The organism is Marinobacter sp. L-80, from assembly GCF_056859395.1.
Genome location: NZ_JBSXOI010000067.1, coordinates 223,402 through 244,894 on the forward strand (window position 1 = coordinate 223,402; position 21,493 = coordinate 244,894).

The window sequence follows — 21,493 nt, forward strand, 5'->3', positions numbered from 1 at the left end:
ACCCTGCAGTTGATCTGTCTAGGTGATATTCACCTAAGATAGTAGAACAACGCGTCTCAGGGAGAGGGATATGTATCGGTACAGTCTGGGTGACCGGCGCTGGCAGTTCGCAACGCTGGCGGAGTTGATGGCCAGGGCCACGCCAGCGCGCTCTGGTGATCGCCTGGCAGGTGTCATCGCGCATACGGCGGAGGAAAGGGTGGTGGCCCAGATGGCCCTGGCGGACCTGCCTCTGAAAACCTTCCTGAGCGAAGCGCTTATTCCCTATGAGCAGGATGAAGTCACCCGACTGATTTTCGACGATCATGATCCTGTGGCGTTCGAGCCGGTGTCGCATCTGACCGTCGGCGATTTCCGCAACTGGCTTCTCAGCGACCACGCCACTCCGGAGATGCTCGCAAGCATCCGGGCGGGTATCACACCGGAGATGGCAGCGGCGGTCTCCAAGATCATGCGCAACCAGGACCTGATCCTGGTGGCGGCAAAGTGCCAGGTGCAGACTGCCTTTCGCAGCACCATCGGCTTGCCGGGGCGAATGTCGACACGGCTCCAACCCAACCATCCAACCGACGACATGACCGGCATCGCCGCCAGCATCCTGGATGGATTGCTTTACGGCAGTGGCGATGCCGTTATCGGGATCAATCCCGCGACTGACAGCGTGTCCCAGAGTGTCCGGCTGTTGCAGATGATGGATGAGGTGATCCGACAATACGAGATTCCGACTCAGTCCTGCGTCCTGACCCATGTTACCAACACCCTGGAAGCCATCGAACAGAAGGCGCCTGTGGATCTGGTATTCCAGTCCATCGGCGGTACCGAGGCGACTAACCGCAGCTTCGGATTTGATCTGGCAACTCTGGCCGAGGCCCGGGATGCGGCGCTCTCGCTGAACCGAGGCACCGTGGGCAACAATGTGATGTATTTCGAGACCGGCCAGGGCAGTGCGCTGTCCGCTGATGCCCATCACGGTGTGGACCAGCAGACCTGTGAAGCCCGGGCGTACGCCGTGGCCCGCAAATTCCAGCCGCTTCTGGTGAACACGGTGGTTGGATTCATCGGCCCCGAATACCTGTTTGACGGCAAGGAGATTACCCGGGCCGGTCTGGAAGATCACTTCTGTGGCAAGTTGCTGGGCCTGCCCATGGGGTGTGATATCTGTTACACCAATCATGCCGAGGCCGACCAGAACGACATGGACAACCTGCTCACACTTCTGGGCGTAGCCGGCTGCAATTTCATCATGGGCATACCCGGCTCGGACGATATCATGCTGAACTATCAGACCACGTCGTTTCACGATGCCCTGTATCTGCGACGGGTTCTGGACAAGCGACCGGCGCCGGAGTTCGAACAGTGGCTGACCAGGATGCAGATCTTCCGCGATGCCGAAGGTAAGGTGCCCGCAGACGCTCTGCCGGAAGCCTTTCGGGAGAGCCTGGGCCGGTTGCCGGAGGGGCAGGGCCATGACTGAGCGCAAACCGGTTGTTATTGAGAACCCGTGGCGCCGGCTGTCAGCCTGGACCGATGCCCGGATTGGTCTGGGGCGCGCAGGTGTGAGCCTGCCCACCCGAGAGATGCTGGAGTTTCAGTTGGCCCATGCCCAGGCCAGGGACGCGGTGCATTTGCCATTGGACACCGCTGCGTTAATGGCGGGGCTGGGGGAACTGAGCGAGCCAGGAAAAACACTGCTGCCACATAAGCCGGTTCATCTGCACAGTCAGGCCGACGACCGGGTAACCTACCTTCAGCGCCCGGACCTTGGTCGCAGGCTCAGCGCTCAGTCCTGTGAGCAGTTGGATCGGTTGGGCCACACCGGCGACTCGCCCGTCGACCTGGCACTGGTGATAGCAGACGGCCTGTCTTCCTTCGGTGTGCAGCAAAGCGTCCTCGGCCTTCTCGATGCGCTACTGACTGACCTTGAAGCCGACGATCAGACCTGGGAACTGGCGCCCCTGACGGTTGTCTCTCAAGGACGGGTTGCGATCGGGGACGATGTGGGTCACCGGCTCAACGCCCGCTGTGTGGTGGTGTTGATTGGCGAACGCCCCGGCCTGAGTTCTCCGGACAGCCTCGGGCTTTACCTGACCTGGGCGCCTGAGCCCGGGCTGACCGATGCCAGCCGGAACTGTATATCGAACATTAGGCCGGCGGGGCTGTCGTGCGCAGAGGCGAGCAGGCGGCTGATGTATCTCCTCAGGGAGGCTCGCCGTCATAAGATTTCCGGGGTGCCCCTAAAGGACCGCTCGGAAGAAGCGGTTATTGATCAGGGTATTGGCAACTTCCTGTTAGGCTAGCGATAACCGTTCAACCATTCAGGGTAGGAGAATTCCCTTGCAGCAAGCCGCGTACTATGAAAACGACACCACTCTCGCCCAATACCTGGAGTTTCACTTTGGCGAACGGTGGCATGGTGAGGCCAACTTTCCCAAGGCCCTGGCCGATGCTGCTATGCATGCGATGGATGGCCGGCCGCTTGAGCGCGCACTGGATATTGGCTGCGCCGTTGGTCGCACCAGCTTCGAGTTGGCCCGGCATTTCCGGCACGTGGACGGCATTGATTTCTCCAACTCCTTCCTTAACAAAGGTCAGGAAGTGGCCCGGGATAAACGAGTGCGCTATGCCCGTCCGGAAGAAGGTGAGCTGGTGAGTTTTCAGGATCAGAGCCTGGCATCCCTCGGGCTGGAGGAGGCCGCCGACCGTGTGGCTTTTCACCAGGGCGATGCCTGCGATCTTCCATCGCAGTTCAAGGGGTATGATCTGGTGCTCGCGGGCAACCTGATCGATCGGCTGTACCAGCCATCGCTGTTTCTGGAGACCATCCACGAACGGATTAACGAGCTCGGGCTTCTGGTGATTGCCTCACCCTACACCTGGCTGGAGGAATACACGCCCAGGGAACACTGGGTCGGTGGTTTCAAAAAGGATGGTGAGGACTTCTCGACGTTCGACGGTCTGAGGGAAATGCTGGCGCCACATTTCCGCCTGCTGTTCGAGCCCTGGAGTCTGCCCTTTGTTATACGGGAGACGAGAAACAAGTTTCAGCACAGCTTCTCCGAGCTGACCGTCTGGGAGAAGGTAAGTCAGTGAACAGGGAAAGTTTGACGATGGCCCGCACGCTGTCATCAAACTGTCACCGGAAAAGCCTAACCTGAGAGCTCATCAGGACGACATGCATTGTGTTGTGCATCGTGTGAATGCTTTAACCGGGGACTTCCCCGGTTTTTTTATGCCTGGATAAAAGGATCTGACAGGATGAGGACCATTGCGTTTTACAGTCTTAAGGGCGGTGTTGGCAAAACCGCCGCTGCCGTGAACATCGCTTATCTGGCCAGCCAGGCCGGGTATTCGACGCTTTTGTGGGATCTGGACCCCCAGGGCGCCTCCAGCTGGTACCTGGCCGGTGCCGACAAGATCAAAGGGCACAAGTTGTCGCAGTTGCTCAAGGGGAAGACGCCCATCGCCGAGTTCATTCACGAGAGCGACTATGAAAACCTGGATTTCATCCCGTCCCACACGAGTTTCCGTAATCTCGACGTCAAACTGGACCAGGAGGATGGCAGTAACCTGATCAAACAGTGGCTGGCGCCGCTATCGGAGGAAACCAGCCTGGTAATACTGGATTGCCCGCCCTCGCTGTCCCGGCTTTCCGAACAGGTGCTGAAAGCGGCGGACGAGGTGTTTGTGCCGGTCATTCCCACCTGGCTGTCCCTGAACAGCTGGAAGCAGCTGGCGGAGTTTGCGAAGGATAAAAAGCTGAAGCCGGGTAAGCTGCACCCGTTTTATTCCATGGCCGATCGGCGCAAAGGTCTGCATCGGGAACTGATCAATGCCCAGGATGAGATCCTGCCCAAAGGCCTGAAAACCATCATCCCGAACGCCAGTGTGGTGGAGAAAATGGGCGAGGAGGGCACACCTGTGGAACTGCTCGCGCCCAGCTCCGTGGCTGCCGATGCCTATCGCAGGCTCTGGAAAGAGATCAATCGAATGCTCTGAGCACCGGCCAGGGCTTGTTCAGGTTCGCGCCAGTTTGTCCCGCCGCAGGGACCGCTCCAGTCGACGGTTATTCTCGCTTCGTTCCGAGAGCACCTGCTGAACGTACAGAATGTGCTTGCCGGCCAGTTCCCGGGCTTCGTCGGCCCTACCTTCCGTGATGGCCTCGTATAGCATTCGATGCTGCTCCACCAGGCCCTGACGGGTCTCCGCCTCCCTCTGGTACATGCCGCCAATGTTGGTCACCACATTGCTCTTCAGCATGTTGAAGAGGTTGCGAATGGTATGCAGAAGGATCACGTTGTGGCTGGCCTCGGCAATGGCCAGGTGAAAGCGTGCGTCCGCCGCGCCTTCGGCTTCCAGATCCCGCTCCTTTTCGGTGCTGTAGCAGGCTTGCAGCGCCTCATAGGCGGTTTTCAGGTGGGCGCGGTCCACCTCGGTGGCCCGCAATGCCGCGTAGTAGGCGCAGTCCGCTTCCAGGGTGCGTCGGAACTCCAGCAAATCCCGTTGGGCATCCGGCCGGTTTTCCAGCAATGGAATCAGCGGGTCACTAAAGCTGCCACCCAGGGACTCGGTGACGTAGTTACCGCCGCCCTGGCGGCTCACCAGCAGGCCCCTGGCCGTCAGTCGCTGGATAGCCTCGCGCAGCGAAGGGCGTGACACTCCGAATTGCTCCGACAACACCCGTTCTGGCGGCAGTCGCTCGCCAGGCTGCAAGGTGCCCTCCAGAATCATGGTTTCCAGCTGTTCAACAATGGTGTCTGCGAGTCTTTTCGGCGCGATCTGTCCGATGGCCATTCCTGATGTACCCGTATCAAAAATTTATTGGTAATACCAATATCACATAGGTCTCTCTCGGCCAAGGGTTAGCCTGAATAAGACCTGTAAAGTGTGCCTTCTGCATCAAAAACCTTTGACATTGGCGGTCTTTTTCCCATACCTTGGTTAACTATCGATGTCAATTGGTATTACCAATTTATAAATTGGTCAGTTTGAGAGTGTATTGAGGCACCAGTCAATGAGCGACCTGTTTTACGATGCCGCCCCCAATGCCACCCGTGTAGCCCCGGAGCGGGAACCCGAAAGGCATTACCCGGAAAAGCCCGAGGCCGTCACCCTGTTTGGCACCTGCGTGGTGGATCTGTTTTTCCCGGAAGCCGGGCTGGACGCCATTCGCCTGCTGGAACGTGAAGGCGTCCGCGTGCATTTCCCTCAGGAGCAGAGCTGCTGCGGACAGCCTGCCTGGACTTCGGGATACCGGGATGAGGCCAAAGCCGTGGCCCGTGCCCAGCTGGATTTACTCGATCGATCAGGTCTGCCAGTGGTGGTGCCATCCGGCTCCTGTGCCGGCATGTTCCGACATCATTACCGGGCGCTGTTTGCCGACGAGCCGGACACGCTCAAGCGGGTGGAAGCGCTGGCCGAGCGCACCTATGAGCTGACCGAGTTTCTCCTGAAGGTTTGCAAGGTGCAGCTGTCGGACCGAGGTGCACCCAGCAAGATTGCCCTGCACACCTCCTGCTCTGCGCGGCGGGAAATGAACACTCATCTCCACGCCCGTGAACTGTTGAGGCAGCTCGAGAGTGTTGAGCGCGTCGATCACGACCATGAAAGCGAATGCTGCGGGTTCGGCGGCACTTTCTCGGTGCGGATGCCGGAAGTGTCAGGAGCCATGGTCAAGGATAAGACGCGCTCGTTGATGGATTCCGGCGCGGTGGAAATGGTCACCGCCGATGGCGGCTGCCTGATGAACATCAATGGTTCCCTCGAGAAACAGAAAGAGCGCTTCCGGGGACGGCATCTGGCCAGCTTCCTGTGGGAACGAGTCAATGGTGCCAGCAAAGGGGAGGTGGCATGAGCCAGCGTATTCCGGTGACCGAGCTGACTCCGGACTTCCGGGGGCGTGCCGAAGAAGCCCTGGCGGACGGGCAGCTGCGCAACAATTTCCGGGTGGCCATGGACTCGCTGATGACCAAGCGGGCCAACGCGTTTCCCGATGCCGATGAGCGCGAAGGGCTGAGGGAACTGGGTAACCGGATCAAGGCCGGTGCCCTTTCTAACTTGCCAGACCTGCTGGAACAATTGGAACAGAAGCTGACTGAGAATGGCGTCAAGGTTCACTGGGCGGAGACCGTCGAGGAAGCCAACGACCTGGTGCATGGCATTATTGAAGCCCGCAAGGGCAGCCAGGTGGTGAAAGGCAAGTCGATGGTCAGCGAAGAGATGGAGATGAACGACTACCTGGCGGAGCGGGGCATTGAATGCCTGGAATCCGACATGGGGGAGTACATTGTCCAGCTCGATAACGAAAAGCCGTCCCACATTATCATGCCGGCGATTCACAAGAATGCCCGGCAGGTGTCCAAACTGTTTCACGACAAGCTGGGGGAGCCGGAGACCGAAGACGTCAACCAGCTGATCCAGATCGGCCGGCGGACCCTGCGTCGGAAATTCATGGATGCGGATGTGGGTGTATCCGGAGTGAACTTCGCCATCGCCGAAACCGGCACCCTGTTGCTGGTGGAAAACGAGGGCAACGGTCGCATGAGCACCACGGCGCCGCCGGTGCACATTGCGGTTACGGGCATTGAAAAAGTGGTGCCGAACCTGAGGGATGTGGTGCCGCTGGTTTCCCTGCTCACCCGTTCGGCCCTGGGGCAGCCCATTACCACCTATGTGAACCTGATATCCGGGCCGCGCAAGCCCCACGAGCTGGATGGTCCGGAAGAAGTGCACCTTGTGCTGCTGGATAACGGCCGTACCGGCGCCTTTGCCGATGCCCAGATGCGTCAGACCCTGAACTGCATCCGCTGCGGCGCCTGTATGAACCACTGCCCGGTTTATACCCGAGTGGGCGGCCACACCTATGGCGAGGTGTACCCGGGCCCGATTGGCAAGATCATCACACCGCACATGGCCGGTCTGGACAAGGTGTCGGATCACCCCAGTGCCTCCTCCCTGTGCGGAGCCTGCGGCGAGGTGTGCCCGGTCAAGATTCCCATTCCCGAGCTGCTTCAGCGCCTGCGTCAGGAAAATGTGAAGGATCCGGAGCAGCCGCAGCAGGTGAAAGGTGGTGGCGCCAAATATTCCCGGGCGGAGCGCTGGATCTGGCGCGGCTGGCAGATGCTGAATACCCGGCCGGCGCTGTATCGCAGTTTCCTCTGGGCCGCGACCCGCTTCCGGGCGCTGGCTCCGAAAAAGGCCGGCCCCTGGACCGAGAATCACAGTGCACCGGTGCCCGCCCGTCGTTCCCTGCATGATCTGGCGGCGCGGCATCTTGATCAGAACGGAGGCCGGCCATCATGACCGCCCGCGCGAATATCCTTGGTAAACTGAGAAACAGCCTTGCCGGCACGACTCCCCGCCCGGACGAGTTCGACGAGGGGCTGGTAACTCGGCCGTGGCGCTACGCGCCGGCAGACCGCGTCGCCCGGTTGCGCAGCCTGATGGAGGCGGTTCACACGGAGGTGCATCAGTGCCGTTCTGACAGCTGGCCGGATCTGGTGACGCAGCTGCTGAACAAACGCAACCTCCGAAATCTGTTGTGCGCGCCGGGCACAGACCACGGCCGCGCCTTGCAAGCTCACTTTGAGGCCACGGAGCAGACGATCGAGTTATTGGCCTACGATCAGCCGGTGGAGGCCTGGAAGGAAGAGCTGTTCTGGAATGTGGATGCCAGCCTGACCGGCACCCTGGGTGGTATTGCTGCCACCGGTACAGTCGTGCTCTGGCCGGATCGCCACGAACCGCGGTTGATGAGTTTGGTACCTCCAGTCCATATTGCCCTGCTCAAGGCCAGCGAGATTCACGACAATCTGTATGACATGATGGTGTCTCAGGACTGGGCAGCCGGGCTGCCCACCAATGTCCTGTTGGTGTCCGGCCCGTCCAAGACTGCGGACATCGAACAGGTGCTGGCTTATGGCGCTCACGGGCCTCGTGAGCTCATCGTGCTGGTTCTGGAGGACCTATGAGCTTTTCCGCAGCCACATTGGCCGATATCCGGCAACGGATTCCGGGAAACCGGGTGTTCAACGATCCGGTGTCCACCCTCGCGTTCGGAACCGACGCCAGTTTCTACCGGCTGATCCCCAAGGTGGTGGTGCGGGTTCAGGAAGAGGCCGAGGTGGTCGATCTTCTGGCGATTGCCCGCAACCACAAGGTGCCGGTGACTTTCCGGGCCGCCGGTACCAGCCTTTCCGGGCAGGCCATCAGCGACTCCATCCTGATTGTCCTTGGCGACCAGTGGAACGGGCACGACATCCGCGCTGAAGGCCGCCAGATTCGCCTGCAGCCCGGTGTGATCGGCGCCCAGGCCAACGCCTGGCTTGCGCCCAGGGGTTACAAGATCGGTCCCGATCCTGCTTCCATCAACGCCTGCAAGATCGGCGGCATTGTTGCCAATAACGCCAGTGGCATGTGCTGTGGCACGGCCCAGAACAGCTACCACACCCTGGCTGGCATGCGCCTGGTGCTGGCAGACGGCGCCGTGCTGGATACCGAGGACCCGGCGAGTGTGGCGGTGTTCCGCGACAGTCATGGCGAGTTGCTGGCGGCCCTGAAAAAGCTGGCTATCAATACCCGGGAGAATCCGGAGCTGGCGGAACGTATTCGGCACAAATACCGCCTGAAAAACACCACCGGGTTGTCCCTGAACTCCCTGGTGGACTTTGAGGATCCCATCGACATTCTCACCCATCTGATGGTGGGCTCCGAAGGCACCCTGGGTTTCGTGAGTGCTGTCACCTACAACACAGTGCCGGAATACCCCGACAAGGCCACGGCGCTGCTGGTGTTCCGTAATGCCGAGACCTGCTGCCGGGCGGCGTCGGCGTTGCGGTCGCAGCCTGTGGCGGCGGTGGAGCTGCTGGATCGCCGTAGCCTTCGCTCGGTGCAGGACAAGCCCGGCCTGCCTGACTGGATTCATGACCTGTCGGAGGATGCCTGCGCGCTGCTGGTGGAGACCCGGGCGCCCTCCTCGGAGAGTCTGGATGGACAGCTGGCCCGGATCAGTGCGTCCCTGGCGGATTTTCCGCTTGAGCAACAGGTGGATTTCACCCGCGATGCCAAAGTCTCTGACCAGCTGTGGGCCATTCGAAAGGGTACCTTCCCCGCTGTGGGCGCAGTGCGACCGAACGGTACCACCGTGATCATCGAGGATGTGACCTTCCCGATCGATCAGCTATCCGAGGGGGTTACCCGTCTCCAGGAACTGTTTGTGAAGCATGGTTATGACGACGCGATCATCTTTGGCCACGCCCTGGAGGGCAACCTGCACTTCGTGTTCCCCCAGGGCTTTGACGACCCTGCGGAAGTCGCCCGCTATGAGGCCTTCATGCAGGATGTGGCGCAGCTGGTGGCGGTGGAGTTTGGTGGTTCTTTGAAGGCGGAGCACGGGACTGGCCGCAACATGGCGCCGTTTGTGGAGCTGGAGTGGGGGCATGATGCCTGGCAGCTGATGTGGCAGATCAAGCGGCTGCTGGACCCGGAGAATCTGCTCAATCCGGATGTTGTGCTCTCGGAAGACCCGCAGATCCACCTCAAGAATCTGAAGCCCCTTCCCGAGGCCGATCCCCTGGTGGATAAATGCATTGAATGCGGTTTCTGCGAGCCGGTGTGTCCCTCGGAGGGACTCACCCTCTCACCCCGTCAGCGCATCGTGATCTGGCGGGATATCCAGGCCCGCCGCCGTGCCGGAGAAGACACTGCCGAACTGGAGAAAGCCTACCAGTACCACGGCCTGGATACCTGCGCCGCGACCGGCCTCTGTGCCCAGCGCTGTCCGGTGGGTATCAATACCGGCGATCTGGTGCGTAAGCTGCGCACTGAAAGCGCCAGCGGGCAGTCTGTAGCCAATCAGTTGGCGAAACATTTTGCCGGCGCACTGAAAGCGACCCGTTTTGTCCTGGCTGGCGCCTCCATGGCCGAACGGCTGATGGGCGCGCCACTGCTGACTCGTCTCAGTGCGGGCGTTCGCAAGGTGTCCGGGGGCAAGGTAGCCCAGTGGGATCCGAGTCTGCCGCAGCCGGTGCGGTTTGTGTCACCAGCAGCACAGGAGGATCCGGCCGATGGTCGGCCCCGGGTGGTGTATCTGGCCGCCTGTGTGTCCCGGACCATGGGCCCGGCCCGTAGCGATAAGGCGCAGGAGCCGTTGATCAGCGTGACCCGGAGGCTGCTGGAGAAAGGTGGTTACCAGGTGGTGTATCCGGAGGCGCTGGACAGTCTGTGCTGCGGCCAGCCATTTGCCTCCAAGGGCTATCCGGACCAGGCGGCATCCAAAAAAGATGAACTGATTTCGGCGCTGTTGCGGGCCAGCCGCAATGGTGTGGATCCGATCTATTGCGACACCAGCCCCTGCACCCTGCAGATCCGTGAAGCTGCCGAAGAGGCCGGGCTCACACTGTTCGACCCGGTCCGGTTTATTCGTGATCATCTTTACGAGCGCCTGGATTTCGAGCCGGAGCAGACCCCGCTGGCCGTGCACGTCACCTGTAGTACCCAGCATCTTGGGGAATCACAGGGTCTTATCGATATCGCTCGCCGCTGCAGTAGTAATGTGGTGATCCCCGAGGGCATCCACTGCTGTGGCTTTGCCGGGGATAAAGGCTTCAATGTGCCGGAGCTGAACGCCCACTCGCTGAAAACGCTGGCCGAGCAGACGGCCGGCTGCGAGGAAGGGATATCCACCAGCCGTACCTGCGAGATCGGGCTCAGCCGGCACAGCGGCATCGACTACCATGGCCTCGTGTATCTGGTGGACCGGGTCACCAGGCCGAAAGCTACTGCCTAGCGGCTATTTCATCTCGAAGCCGCATTTGCGCAGGAAATCGCGCATGTGCGGCCGCAGTTTCGAGGTGAACAGCGGCTTGAGCTGCTCGGACCAGGTGGTGTCCTTGTTACCACCGGTGCGCTCCCGGTAGTACTGGTTCATGGTGCGGTCGAACCCGGCGACCAGTTCCTCGTCACGGGCATCGGAGTAGTAGTCTTCCTTGAGAATCGCCTCCACCGGCAGGCGGGGCTTTACCTCGGGGTTCTGGTCCGGATAGCCCAGGCACATGCCGAATACCGGGTACACATGCTCCGGCAGTCGAAGTATCTCGCTGATCTCCGCCGGATTGTTGCGTATGCCCCCGATGTAGCAGAGACCAAGCCCCTCGGACTCCGCGGCAATCGCGACATTCTGCGCCATCAGGCTGGTGTCGATGGTGGCAACCAGCAGCTGTTCGGTCATCCCCCGTACCACGTCTGCCCCGGCGCGCCCGGCGGCGTCGGTCGAGCGCCGCATATCGGCGCAGAACACCAGGAAGTCCGAGCAATCAGCGATATAGCCCTGTCCCCCGGCAAGTTCGGCAATTCTCCGGCGGTTGTCCGGATCAATCACGTGAATAATGGAATACGCCTGCACATGGTTCGAGGTGGCGGCGCACTGGCCGGCGCGAACCAGTTCCCTGAGCAGATTCTCGGGAATTTTCTCGCTGGTGAATTTGCGGATGGAACGGTGGGATTTCAGGAGTTCTATGGTTGGATTCATGGGTGCTCTCGTCAGTTACTTTTAGCCAGCATGCGTTAAGTGGCCAGTGATGCCAAATACATGGGGGCGTCTGGTTAGGAGGCTTTCTTTGTGAGAGATTACATTTCATGCTTGAATAATTCGAGCGCTCGTTCTATTTTTGGTTCTCGGAGGTTGAAACATGAACAATTCCAATAAGACTAACCTTGGCACTACAAACTGGTCCCTGCGACTTGATGGTAAGACGGCTCTGGTGACCGGAGCTGCCGGTGGCCTGGGCCACAGCTTTACCCACTGCCTTCTCGAGACAGGTGCCACCGTCATTGTCAGTGGCCGCCGCCGCGAGGCGCTGGACTCTCTCAAGGGCGATTTTCCCGAGTATGCCGGTCGGATCCATGTGGTCACCATGGATGTCACCGACGAGGCGAGTGTCACCGAAGCCTTCGACACCATGGCCGACGATGTCGGCCTTCCGGATGTGGTGGTTTCTAATGCCGGTGTCGCCACCAGCAAGAAGGCGATGGATCTGACCGGCTCCGACTGGGACACGGTGGTCGATACCAACCTCAAGGGATGCTGGCTGGTAGCCAACGAGGCTGCCCGTCGTCTGTCCGCCACCAACCGGGGCGGCAGCATCATCATGATTTCTTCTATCCTCGGCCATCGTGTGGCCGGCAATGTGGCGCCCTATGCGGCGGCCAAGGCCGGAGTCGAGCAGCTGACCCGGGCACTGGCGCTGGAATGGGCCCGGTATGGTATTCGCGTCAATGCCCTTGCGCCGGGCTACATCGAGACCGACCTGAACCGTGATTTTTTCGCCAGCGAGCCCGGCCAGAAGATGATCCGCCGTATTCCCCAGCGTCGTCTGGGGCAGGCCGGTGACCTCAGTGGTCCGTTACTGCTGCTGGCCTCAGATCTTTCCGACTACATGACCGGCAGCACCCTTGTGGTGGATGGCGGCCATCTTCAATCCTCGCTGTAAGGAGCAGGCTGTGGACTTCAATCTGAACCCCAGGAACGAGTCGTATCGGAAGCGTATCCGGGACTTTGTGGAACAGGAGCTGTTGCCGCTGGAGCAGAACCCGGAGGCATATGACGAGCACGAGAACATTGCACCGGAGTATCTGGAACAGATGCGTGCCAAGGCCAGACAACAGGGCCTTTGGTGCCTCCAGATTCCCGAGCACCTGGGTGGCCAGGGCCTGGATATCCAGGGCATGGCGGCTTGCTACGAGGAGATGAACCGGTCCATCTTCGGGCCGGTGGTGTTCAACTCCGCGGCGCCCGATGACGGCAACATGATCGTGTTGGCCAAGGTGGCCACCGAGGCCCAGCAGGAGCGCTGGCTCAAGCCCATTGTCGAGGGCCAGGTCCGCTCCTCCTTCGCCATGACTGAGCCACCTCCCGGCTGCGGCTCGGACCCCGGCATGATGCAGACCACCGCCACCCGCAAGGGCGACCGCTGGGTGATCCATGGTCACAAGCATTACATCACCGGGGCCGGGGAGGCGTCCCATTTCATTTTGATTGCCCGTACCTCCGACGATACCCGCAAGGGGCTCAGCGCCTTCATGTTCCACAAGGACGATCCGGGCTGGGAAGTGGTCCGCCGCATTCCGATCATGGGGCCGGAGGAGCACGGTGGTCATTGCGAGATCCGTTTTGACGGCCTGGAAATTCCCGATAAGAACCGGCTGATGGAAGTGGGCGATGGCCTCAAGGTCACCCAGATCCGTTTGGGCACCGCCCGCCTGACCCACTGCATGCGCTGGCTCGGGCTGGCCCGTAGGTCGCTCGAGATCGCCACCGATTACGTGGAGAAACGTCAGTCGTTCGGCCAGACCCTGGCCCAGCGTGAAGGTGTCCAGTGGTTGCTCGGCGAGGCCGCCATGGAGATCCAGATCGGCCGGCTGCTGACCATGCACGCGGCGTGGAAACTCGATCAGGGCGACTTTGCCCGCAAGGAAGTGTCCATGGCCAAGGTTGCCGTGGCCGATACCCTGCACAAGGCCGTCGATACCGCCATCCAGCTTTGTGGCGCCCGGGGCTATTCAAAGGATACTCCGCTGGAGTGGATCTACCGCTATGCCCGCCAGGCACGTCTGGTGGATGGCGCCTCGGAAGTGCACAAGATGGTGTTCTCGAAGCTGCTGCTGTCGGAGCGCACCGATTTCTGGCACTGGGGAGTGAAGCCCTGATGTCTGCTTTGGCCGACACCTTCTGCAATTTTATTGTCCGGCAGACCGGCGCCCGCAACGCGCGGGTCATCGAGTTCAGCAAGCTGTCCGGGGGCGCCATCCAGGATAACTTCGGGTTAACCCTGGAGCTGGAAGGCGGCGACCGGCCGGGCCGGCAGGAATTCGTGGTCCGGCAAGACGCCCCCTCGGGGGTGTCGGAGAGTTTGTCCCGGCCGGAGGAGTTCCGAGTGTTGCAGGCCGCATTCGGCGCCGGAGTTACCGCTCCGGAGCCGCTCTGGCTGTGTGAGGACGCCGAAGTCAGCGGCCGAATCTTTTATGTCATGAGCCGGGCTTCCGGGTCCGCCTCGCCACGGAAACTGGTCAAGGGTGATCTTACCGACGATCAGCGTCGGCACCTCGTGCGCCGGCTCGGTGCCGAGCTGGCCCGGCTGCACACAGTGCGGCCGCCGATGGATTCGCTGGCTTTTCTGGGACTGCCGACAGGGAACAATCCGGCCCTGAGCCGGGTGGCGCTGTACCGCCGCTACTTGGAGGAAATCGGGGAACCGCATCCGGTCCTCGAATGGGCCCTGAACTGGCTCGAAGACCACGCGCCGGAACCCGGTCCCACGGTGCTGTGTCACTGCGATTTCCGCACCGGAAACTACATGGTGGATGGTGACGAGCTGACTGCAGTGCTGGACTGGGAATTTGCCGCCTGGAGTGATCCCTGCGAAGACCTGGGCTGGCTCTGCTGCCGCAGCTGGCGCTTCGGTGGTGATGACCGGGAAGTTGGAGGCGTTGGCGACAAAGACGATCTTCTGGCCAGTTACCGGGAAGTGAGTGGCGCCGACATCGATCCGGCGACTGTCAGCTATTGGGAAGTCATGGCGCTGGTGCGCTGGGCGATGATCGCGTTGCAACAGGCACGCCGGCACATGTCCGGCGAACAGCGCTCGCTGGAGCTGGCCCTGACCGGGCGTATGGTGGCCCAGATGGAATACGACCTGCTGAACCAGATTCCGGAATTGGAGGAAGGGCAATGATCAACGAGCCGGATAGCCGCGACCTGCTGACCGAGGCCCGCCAGGTATTACTGGATTCCCTGGTACCGGATCTGGCGGGAGAGCATAAATACCAGGCCCTGATGATCGCCAACGCCATGGGCATGGCCATCCGGGAGATCGAGCAGCGGGCTCAGGGTGAGCCTGAAGCCACCGACCGGTCACTATCGAAATTTATGGCTGGACACCAGTTACCGGATGACCCTTCAAAGGGCGAGCAGACCCTCGCCCGGGCCCTCCGTGACCGCCGGCTCGATGGCGATGATCCGGAACTGAGATCGGTTCTGAAGGGCATGACGGAGGCCCGGTTGAGAATCAACAATCCGGGCTTTCTGAAGTAATCCGGACAGTCCAACACGGTGCGATATGAACAAGTACAAGAACCTGAACAAGACCGCCGCCAACCATTCAGCCCTGACCCCGCTGACCCTGCTGCAGCGATCGGCGCGAGTCTACCCGGACAAGCAGGCGGTCATCGACGATGACATGAGCCTGTCCTACCGCGATCTGTATCGCCGTTGCCGGCAGATGGCGGATGCCTTGCGCGCCCGGGGTATATCCCCTGGCGACACGGTAGCGATCCTGTGCCCCAACAGCCATGAAATGCTCGAGTCCCATTACTCGGTGCCCATGGCGGGGGCGGTGCTCAACTCCATGAATATCCGTCTGGACGCGGGTACCCTCTCGTTCATCCTGGCCCACGGTGAGGCGCGGGTGCTGTTCTACGACACCCAGTGGGAAAACCAGGTCCGGGCGGCGATTGCCGAGCTGGAGGTGCCGCCGCTGCTGGTGGCTATCGAGCGCAAGTCCGGCCCCAGCGAAGGCCTGGCTGAACTGGACTACGAATCCCTGCTGGCCGAGGGCGACCCGGAAGCCTCTTGGTCGCAGCCGGACGACGAGTGGGATGCCATCACCCTGAACTACACTTCCGGCACCACCGGTAATCCCAAGGGCGTGGTCTACCATCACCGGGGTGCCTACCTGGCCGCCATGTCGAACGCCATGGCCTTCGATATGACCGCCGAGACTGTCTACCTGTGGACGTTGCCGATGTTCCACTGCAACGGCTGGGCCTACACCTGGGCGATCACCGCCGTTGGCGGCACCCATGTCTGCCTGCGGGAAGTGGATACCCGGGAGATCTATCGCCGGATCGAGGAATACGGCGTGACCCACATGTGCGGCGCCCCGGTAGTGATGAACATGCTGGTGCAGGATCTTGGTCGTGAGAACCTGACCCTTTCACGGCGTGCCCGTTTCGCCCTGGGTGGCGCCGCGCCCCCCAGCAGTGTGATCCGCAAGGCGGAGGAAATCGGTTTCGAGATCACGCACCTGTACGGCCTGACCGAAACCTTTGGTCCGTCCAACCTGTGCGTGCCCCAGCCGGAATGGCAGGCGCTGCCCCTGGAAGAGAGGGCCGTGAAGATGTCGCGGCAGGGTGTCCCCACCCATGGCCTGGACGACGTGGACATTCTGGACATGACCAGCGGCGAGCCGGTACCGGCCGACGGCAGGACCATGGGCGAGATCTGCATCCGGGGCAACACCGTGATGAAGGGCTATCTCAAGAACCCGGACGCTACCGACAAGGCCTTCCGGGATGGCTGGTTCCACACCGGCGACCTGGCGGTCATGCACCCCGACCGCTACGTTGAAATCCGGGACCGGGCCAAGGATGTGATCATCTCCGGCGGCGAGAACATCTCCAGCCTGGAAGTTGAGGAAGTGCTCTACCGGCACCCGAAAGTCTCCGAAGCGGCAGTGGTGGCCATGCCTGACGAGAAGTGGGGTGAGGTGCCCTGTGCCTTCGTCAATCCCGTTGATGACGGTGACGAGTTGACCGCTGAGGACATCATTGCCTTTTGCCGGGACAACATGGCGCACTTCAAGGCGCCGAGGAAGGTGGTGCTGGGCGAGCTGCCCAAGACCGCCACCGGCAAGATCCGCAAGAACATTCTCCGGGACTCCCTGTCCCGATGATTGGGCTGACCATGGTCAGCAGGAGGTTGCGATAGCGCGAACAACGCATTCAGACCAACGAAAACGGGCACCGATGTAACGGGCCTGACAGTTCCAGTGACAACAAAGACAAGAACACAGGAGCAATACCATGAAGAAAACAAGCATGAAGAAACTGCTGGTTGCGATGACCGCAGCCGCGACCCTGACTACCGCGGGGACTAGCTATGCCGAGGACCCGATCCGGATCGGCGGCCTCTATATCCTCTCCGGCAGTGCCGCCACCTACGGTGAGTTTGCCCAGAAGGGCATCGACCTAGCGGTCAATGAAATCAACGCCTCCGGTGGTATTCTCGGCCGGCAGGTGGAAATGATCTACGAGGACAGCCAGGGCAAGGCATCGGTCGCCATCCAGGCTGCCCGTAAGCTGGTCTACTCCGAAGGGGCGGATGCCCTGGTGGGGCTGGACAGCTCGGGTGTCGCCCAGGGCATGGTGCCGACCATGCCGGAGCTGCAGAAGCCGCTGATCATCACCCACGCGGCCACGCCGGATGTCACCGGCAAGCTGTGTAACCCGTTCACCTACCGCATCAGCGTCAACGTGGCCCAGAACATGAAGGCTGCCGCTCTGGTTGCAGCGGAAACCGATGCCACCAACTGGACCACCATTGGCCCGGACTACGCTTTCGGTCACCAGTCCTGGGAGTTCTTTGGCAACTACCTGAAGGACATCAAACCGGATGTGAACTTGATGTCGGAGACCAACTTCCCGCGCTTCGGGGCCGAGGACTTCACTCCGTTCATTGACCGGGTGATGAACTCGGACGCTGACGGTGTGCTGATCTCGGTCTGGGGTGGTGACCTGGTCAACTTCATCCGTCAGGCCAATACCCGTGGCTTTTTCGAGAAGGACATGGAGCTGATGTTCACCGTCGGTGCTGCCACCGAAGTGCTTTCTGCCCTGGGTGAGGAAATGCCCGAGGGTGTGCACCTGTCCACCCGTTACTGGTACGAGGCCTACGACAACGACATCAACGACCGTTTCGTGAAGGCCTACATCGATGCCTACGGCAATCCGCCGAGCTATAACGCCGAGGGTGCCTATGCTGCCATCTATGCTTACAAGCAGGCGATGGAAGCGGCCGGAACCACCGAAGGCCCGGCTGTGGCCAAGGCTCTCAGCGGTATGAGCATGGAAGCCCCCAACGGTACGGTGACTTTCCGCAAAGGCGATAACCAGGCCATGGTCAGCCCGAACTGGGGTGTTTCCGGCCCGATGCATCCCGAGCACGGTATCCGGACCCTGACCAACCTGCAGATCTTTGACGGTGAAGAAGTAGCCCGCACCATTGAAGAGACCGGTTGCAAGCTCTGATCTGAACCTTTTCAAAAGCTTGCCGTGGCGCCCGCCCTGCGGGGCGCCATGTAACCGGCCCTAACCTAATGAGGTAATCCATGTCTGGCATCGGAGCGGCGTTGCTGAACAGTCTCGATATCGGGCTGCTGCTATTCATCATTGCAGTGGGTCTGAATATCGTGTTCGGTGTTCTGAACATCATCAACTTTGCCCACGGGGCTCTCTATATGCTGGGAGCCTATCTGGCATTCACCCTGATCAACCTTGTGGGAATGCCCTTCTGGGCAGCCCTGTTACTGGCACCGATCGGTGTGGCCATCCTGGCTGTCATCATCGATCGTGTGCTGTTGCGATTCATCTACAGCCGGGACGTCGCGGACAGCCTGCTGCTGACCTTCGCGATCCTGCTGATTATCAACGAGAGTGTCCGCACCATTTGGGGCAGCGGTATCCAGGTGGTCCAGCCACCTCAGTTGCTGTCAGGCTCGGTCGAACTGCTGGGCAGTTCCGTGTCCACCTACAGTCTGTTTGTCATTGTTATCGGTCTGCTGTTGCTAGCCGGGCTCTGGTACCTGTTCAACCGCACCCGCGTGGGTCGCATCATGCGTGCCGCGGCACTGGACCGGGACATGGCCGAAGCCCTGTGTATCAACACCCGTATGGTGGTCACCGGTGTATTTGCGTTTGGTGCCTGGTTGGCCGCTGTTGGCGGCGTGGTGGCGGCGCCGATGCGGGCACTGGACCCTGGCATGGGTGACAAGATCATCATCGAGTCGTTCATTGTGGTGGTCATCGGCGGTCTGGGTAGCTTCCCGGGCGCATTGCTCGGTGCCATTGTCCTCGGCCTGATTCACGGCTTTGGCGGCCGCTACCTGCCGGAAGTGAACCTGCTGCTGCCGTTTCTTGGCATGGCGCTGGTTCTGTTGTTCAAACCCAATGGCATCATGGGCAAGGGGGCAGCCGCATGAAGACCAAAATTCTGATGGGCCTTCTGGCCGTGGTGATTGCGGGCCTGATTGCAGTGCCCTGGATCGCCTCCTACTTCTATATCTTTATCCTCACCGAAATCCTGATCCTTGGCCTGTTTGCGGCCAGCTTCAATCTGATCTTCGGTTACACCGGCATGCTCAGTTTCGGACATGCGGCTTTCTTCGGTATCGGTTCCTACGCCACGGCGCTGGTACTGATCCACCTGGAGTGGCCGTTCCTGGCCTGTCTGCTGGTGTCCATGGGTGCCTCGGCGTTGCTGGCCCTGGTGATTGGCTTCCTGAGCGTTCGCCTCAACGAGGTGTATTTCGCCATGCTGACCCTGGCGTTCGGCATGATGGTGTTTGCCATCGCTTACCAGTGGCGATCCGTGACCAACGGCAGTGACGGCCTGGCGGGCTTCACCCTGGGCTCCTTCGGCCTTGGCCTGGACCTGACCCTGGGTAACCCGGCGGTCTACTACCATGTGGTGCTGGCCATCGTCGCCATTGCCGCGGTGGTGCTGTACCTGATCTGCCGCAGTTCCTTCGGCATGATCTTGAAGGCCATCCGCCAGAACCCCGAGCGGGTGTCCTTCGCCGGCCTGAATGTCCGGACTTACCGCCTGGTGGCCTTCGTCATCGCGGGTACCTTCGCCGGTCTGGCCGGTGGCCTGATCGCCCCGTTCCTGCGGGTGGCCAGTCCGGAGCTGTTGCACTGGTCCATGTCCGCCGAGCCGGTCCTGATGGCGATTCTCGGTGGCACCGGTTACTTCCTGGGTCCGTTCGTTGGCTCGGCGGTGTTCGTGTTGCTGGAGACCTGGATCACCAGTTTCACCGAGTCCTGGATGCTGGTCCTCGGCATCATCCTGGCCATGATGGTGATTTTCTTCCGCAAGGGCCTGCTGGGTACCGCCCTTGACTGGTGGATGGAGGTGAAGAAATGAGCAAACCGATCCTGAACATAGACAACCTGACCAAACGGTTCGGTGGGGTCACTGCCGTCAATGGTATTAACCTGGAAGTCATGCCGAAGGAAACCATTGCCATCATCGGCCCCAACGGTGCCGGCAAGACCACCTTCTATAACATGGTGTCCGGGCGGATGCTGCCAACCGAGGGCAAAATCACCCTCGACGGGCAGGACATCACCGGGCTGCCGCCGCACAAAATCAGCCGGCTAGGAGTGTCCCGTTCGTTCCAGATCAACAATATTTTCCCCGAGATGACGGTGCAGGAAAACGTGGAGGTGGTGCTGTCGGCCTATCATGGCCACAGCCGCAAGCTGTTCAACATTGCCTCGCGTAATACCGGCATCCAGAAAGAAGCCGTTGAGCTGCTGGCGCGTCTGGGTATTGATGGTCTCAAGGACCAGCGCGCCGAGATCATCAGTTACGGTGACAAACGCCTGCTGGAGATCGCCATGGTGCTGGCTACCCGGCCCAAACTGGTGCTGCTGGACGAACCCACCGCCGGTATGACCCCCGACGAGACCCGGCGTACCACCAAGCTGGTTAAAAACCTGGCGGACAGTGGCGATTACACCTTCCTGATCACCGAGCACGATATGGACGTGGTCTTCAATCTGGCCGACCGGATCTTGGTCATGCACCGGGGCGAGAAGCTGTTCGCCGGTGCGCCGGAGGAAGTGAAGAGCCATCCGGAGGTTCGTGCCGCCTACCTGGGTGAGGAAGAAGACGAGGTGGTCGAGGAGGCCAACACATGATTCTTGATGTTCGCAATATCCAGACCTTCTACGGTGAGAGCCAGGCTCTTCAGGGCGTGACCCTGCAACTGGACGAGGGAGAAACCGTGTGCATCCTGGGGCGCAACGGTGCCGGCAAGAGCACGACCCTGAAAAGCATCATGGGACTGACCCCGCCCCGGTCCGGCGAGGTGATCTTTGATGGCAAGCCGGTACACGGCCTGCCGGCGCACCAGATCGCCCGGGCGGGCATCGGCTATGTGCCCGAGGATCGGCGGATTTTTCCCGGCCTGAGCGTGCGTGACAATCTGGAGGTGGCCTCCTACCAGCGTAAGGGCAGTGCCGCGCGCTGGACCGTGGACGGTATCCTGAAGAAGTACGAGATGCTGGGGGAACGGGCGGACCAGGACGGTGCTACCCTCTCCGGTGGCCAGCAGCAGATGCTGGCGGTGGCCCGGTCACTGATGATCCAGCCCAGATTGTTGTTGCTGGACGAGCCGAACGAGGGGCTGGCGCCGGTGATTGTGCAGCAGATCGGCGAGCTGATCGATGATCTGAGCAAGACCACGACCATCCTGTTCACTGACCAGAGCGTGCAGTTCGCGCTGAAACATGCCCGCAGGGCGTACATCTTGGAAAAAGGGCAGGTCGTGCATGAGGCACCCAGCGACGAGTTGCGCAAAGATCAGGCAACCCAGGACCGGTTCCTGTCGGTTGCGTGATCTGACTTATAATCCCCGCCGCAGGAGCAGACAGGCGTGGC

At 60.8% G+C, this 21,493-nt stretch carries 20 protein-coding genes; 18 read left to right on the plus strand and 2 right to left on the minus strand.

Annotated elements, in window-relative coordinates:
* The first annotated feature begins 70 nt into the window (after positions 1 to 70).
* The 4 genes from AC13E3_RS11950 (at position 71) to AC13E3_RS11965 (ending at position 3,996) form a co-directional block, all read left to right on the plus strand.
* Positions 71 to 1,474, plus strand: a complete 1,404-nt coding sequence (locus AC13E3_RS11950) for an ethanolamine ammonia-lyase subunit EutB (protein WP_405418036.1) — start codon at positions 71 to 73, stop codon at positions 1,472 to 1,474.
* Positions 1,467 to 2,297 (plus strand): ethanolamine ammonia-lyase subunit EutC, encoded by an 831-nt coding sequence (gene eutC, locus AC13E3_RS11955; RefSeq protein WP_405418039.1) that lies wholly within the window; start codon positions 1,467 to 1,469, stop codon positions 2,295 to 2,297. Before AC13E3_RS11950 ends, eutC begins: the two co-directional genes overlap by 8 nt.
* A gap of 37 nt (positions 2,298 to 2,334) precedes the next feature.
* Positions 2,335 to 3,090 (plus strand): putative 4-mercaptohistidine N1-methyltransferase, encoded by a 756-nt coding sequence (locus AC13E3_RS11960; RefSeq protein WP_405418041.1) that lies wholly within the window; start codon positions 2,335 to 2,337, stop codon positions 3,088 to 3,090.
* A gap of 165 nt (positions 3,091 to 3,255) precedes the next feature.
* Entirely contained in the window at positions 3,256 to 3,996 is a 741-nt protein-coding gene (locus AC13E3_RS11965; protein ID WP_209399169.1) for a ParA family protein, read from the plus strand.
* An 18-nt stretch (positions 3,997 to 4,014) separates the two neighbouring features.
* Here AC13E3_RS11965 and AC13E3_RS11970 read toward each other — a convergent pair whose 3' ends face one another.
* Entirely contained in the window at positions 4,015 to 4,791 is a 777-nt protein-coding gene (locus AC13E3_RS11970) for a GntR family transcriptional regulator (protein WP_069182721.1), read from the minus strand.
* Positions 4,792 to 5,011: 220 nt separating this feature from the next.
* Here AC13E3_RS11970 and AC13E3_RS11975 point away from each other — a divergent pair, with 220 nt between their 5' ends.
* From AC13E3_RS11975 to AC13E3_RS11990, 4 genes are read left to right on the plus strand one after another with little or no spacing between them, the layout of a single operon-like run.
* On the plus strand, positions 5,012 to 5,851 hold the full coding sequence (locus AC13E3_RS11975) for a (Fe-S)-binding protein (RefSeq protein ID WP_405418045.1): 840 nt from the start codon (positions 5,012 to 5,014) through the stop codon (positions 5,849 to 5,851).
* The gene (locus tag AC13E3_RS11980) at positions 5,848 to 7,299 is read left to right on the plus strand and encodes a LutB/LldF family L-lactate oxidation iron-sulfur protein (RefSeq protein ID WP_405418048.1); all 1,452 of its coding nucleotides are present in this window, start codon (positions 5,848 to 5,850) and stop codon (positions 7,297 to 7,299) included. Before AC13E3_RS11975 ends, AC13E3_RS11980 begins: the two co-directional genes overlap by 4 nt.
* The gene (locus AC13E3_RS11985) at positions 7,296 to 7,967 is read left to right on the plus strand and encodes a LutC/YkgG family protein (protein WP_405418049.1); all 672 of its coding nucleotides are present in this window, start codon (positions 7,296 to 7,298) and stop codon (positions 7,965 to 7,967) included. Before AC13E3_RS11980 ends, AC13E3_RS11985 begins: the two co-directional genes overlap by 4 nt.
* Positions 7,964 to 10,783 carry an FAD-binding and (Fe-S)-binding domain-containing protein gene (locus tag AC13E3_RS11990; protein WP_405418052.1) on the plus strand — a complete coding sequence of 940 codons (2,820 nt, stop codon included), beginning with the start codon at positions 7,964 to 7,966 and terminating at the stop codon, positions 10,781 to 10,783. The genes AC13E3_RS11985 and AC13E3_RS11990 overlap by 4 nt, the downstream gene beginning before the upstream one ends.
* Before the next feature lie 3 nt (positions 10,784 to 10,786).
* On the opposite strand, the gene nfsA is transcribed toward AC13E3_RS11990, so the two are convergent.
* Positions 10,787 to 11,524 (minus strand): oxygen-insensitive NADPH nitroreductase, encoded by a 738-nt coding sequence (gene nfsA, locus AC13E3_RS11995; protein ID WP_288365823.1) that lies wholly within the window; start codon positions 11,522 to 11,524, stop codon positions 10,787 to 10,789.
* Between the two features lie 160 nt (positions 11,525 to 11,684).
* On the opposite strand from nfsA, the gene AC13E3_RS12000 reads away from it, so the two are divergent.
* The 10 genes from AC13E3_RS12000 to AC13E3_RS12045 all read left to right on the plus strand — a co-directional run bounded on the left by AC13E3_RS12000 (position 11,685) and on the right by AC13E3_RS12045 (position 21,452).
* Positions 11,685 to 12,485 carry an SDR family NAD(P)-dependent oxidoreductase gene (locus tag AC13E3_RS12000; protein ID WP_136629995.1) on the plus strand — a complete coding sequence of 267 codons (801 nt, stop codon included), beginning with the start codon at positions 11,685 to 11,687 and terminating at the stop codon, positions 12,483 to 12,485.
* A 10-nt stretch (positions 12,486 to 12,495) separates the two neighbouring features.
* Positions 12,496 to 13,701 carry an acyl-CoA dehydrogenase family protein gene (locus AC13E3_RS12005; RefSeq protein ID WP_136629994.1) on the plus strand — a complete coding sequence of 402 codons (1,206 nt, stop codon included), beginning with the start codon at positions 12,496 to 12,498 and terminating at the stop codon, positions 13,699 to 13,701.
* On the plus strand, positions 13,701 to 14,726 hold the full coding sequence (locus tag AC13E3_RS12010; RefSeq protein ID WP_136629993.1) for a phosphotransferase family protein: 1,026 nt from the start codon (positions 13,701 to 13,703) through the stop codon (positions 14,724 to 14,726). The genes AC13E3_RS12005 and AC13E3_RS12010 overlap by 1 nt, the downstream gene beginning before the upstream one ends.
* Complete coding sequence (locus tag AC13E3_RS12015) at positions 14,723 to 15,085, plus strand: DUF6285 domain-containing protein (protein ID WP_136629992.1); 363 nt, start codon at positions 14,723 to 14,725, stop codon at positions 15,083 to 15,085. Before AC13E3_RS12010 ends, AC13E3_RS12015 begins: the two co-directional genes overlap by 4 nt.
* A 25-nt stretch (positions 15,086 to 15,110) precedes the next feature.
* The gene (locus AC13E3_RS12020) at positions 15,111 to 16,724 is read left to right on the plus strand and encodes a long-chain-fatty-acid--CoA ligase (protein ID WP_136629991.1); all 1,614 of its coding nucleotides are present in this window, start codon (positions 15,111 to 15,113) and stop codon (positions 16,722 to 16,724) included.
* A gap of 130 nt (positions 16,725 to 16,854) precedes the next feature.
* Entirely contained in the window at positions 16,855 to 18,078 is a 1,224-nt protein-coding gene (locus tag AC13E3_RS12025; RefSeq protein ID WP_153637083.1) for an ABC transporter substrate-binding protein, read from the plus strand.
* An 80-nt stretch (positions 18,079 to 18,158) separates the two neighbouring features.
* Positions 18,159 to 19,028 carry a branched-chain amino acid ABC transporter permease gene (locus AC13E3_RS12030; RefSeq protein ID WP_136629990.1) on the plus strand — a complete coding sequence of 290 codons (870 nt, stop codon included), beginning with the start codon at positions 18,159 to 18,161 and terminating at the stop codon, positions 19,026 to 19,028.
* Entirely contained in the window at positions 19,025 to 19,972 is a 948-nt protein-coding gene (locus AC13E3_RS12035) for a branched-chain amino acid ABC transporter permease (RefSeq protein ID WP_136629989.1), read from the plus strand. The genes AC13E3_RS12030 and AC13E3_RS12035 overlap by 4 nt, the downstream gene beginning before the upstream one ends.
* Positions 19,969 to 20,751 (plus strand): ABC transporter ATP-binding protein, encoded by a 783-nt coding sequence (locus tag AC13E3_RS12040; RefSeq protein WP_136629988.1) that lies wholly within the window; start codon positions 19,969 to 19,971, stop codon positions 20,749 to 20,751. The genes AC13E3_RS12035 and AC13E3_RS12040 overlap by 4 nt, the downstream gene beginning before the upstream one ends.
* Positions 20,748 to 21,452 carry an ABC transporter ATP-binding protein gene (locus AC13E3_RS12045; RefSeq protein WP_136629987.1) on the plus strand — a complete coding sequence of 235 codons (705 nt, stop codon included), beginning with the start codon at positions 20,748 to 20,750 and terminating at the stop codon, positions 21,450 to 21,452. The genes AC13E3_RS12040 and AC13E3_RS12045 overlap by 4 nt, the downstream gene beginning before the upstream one ends.
* Positions 21,453 to 21,493 lie beyond the last annotated feature (41 nt).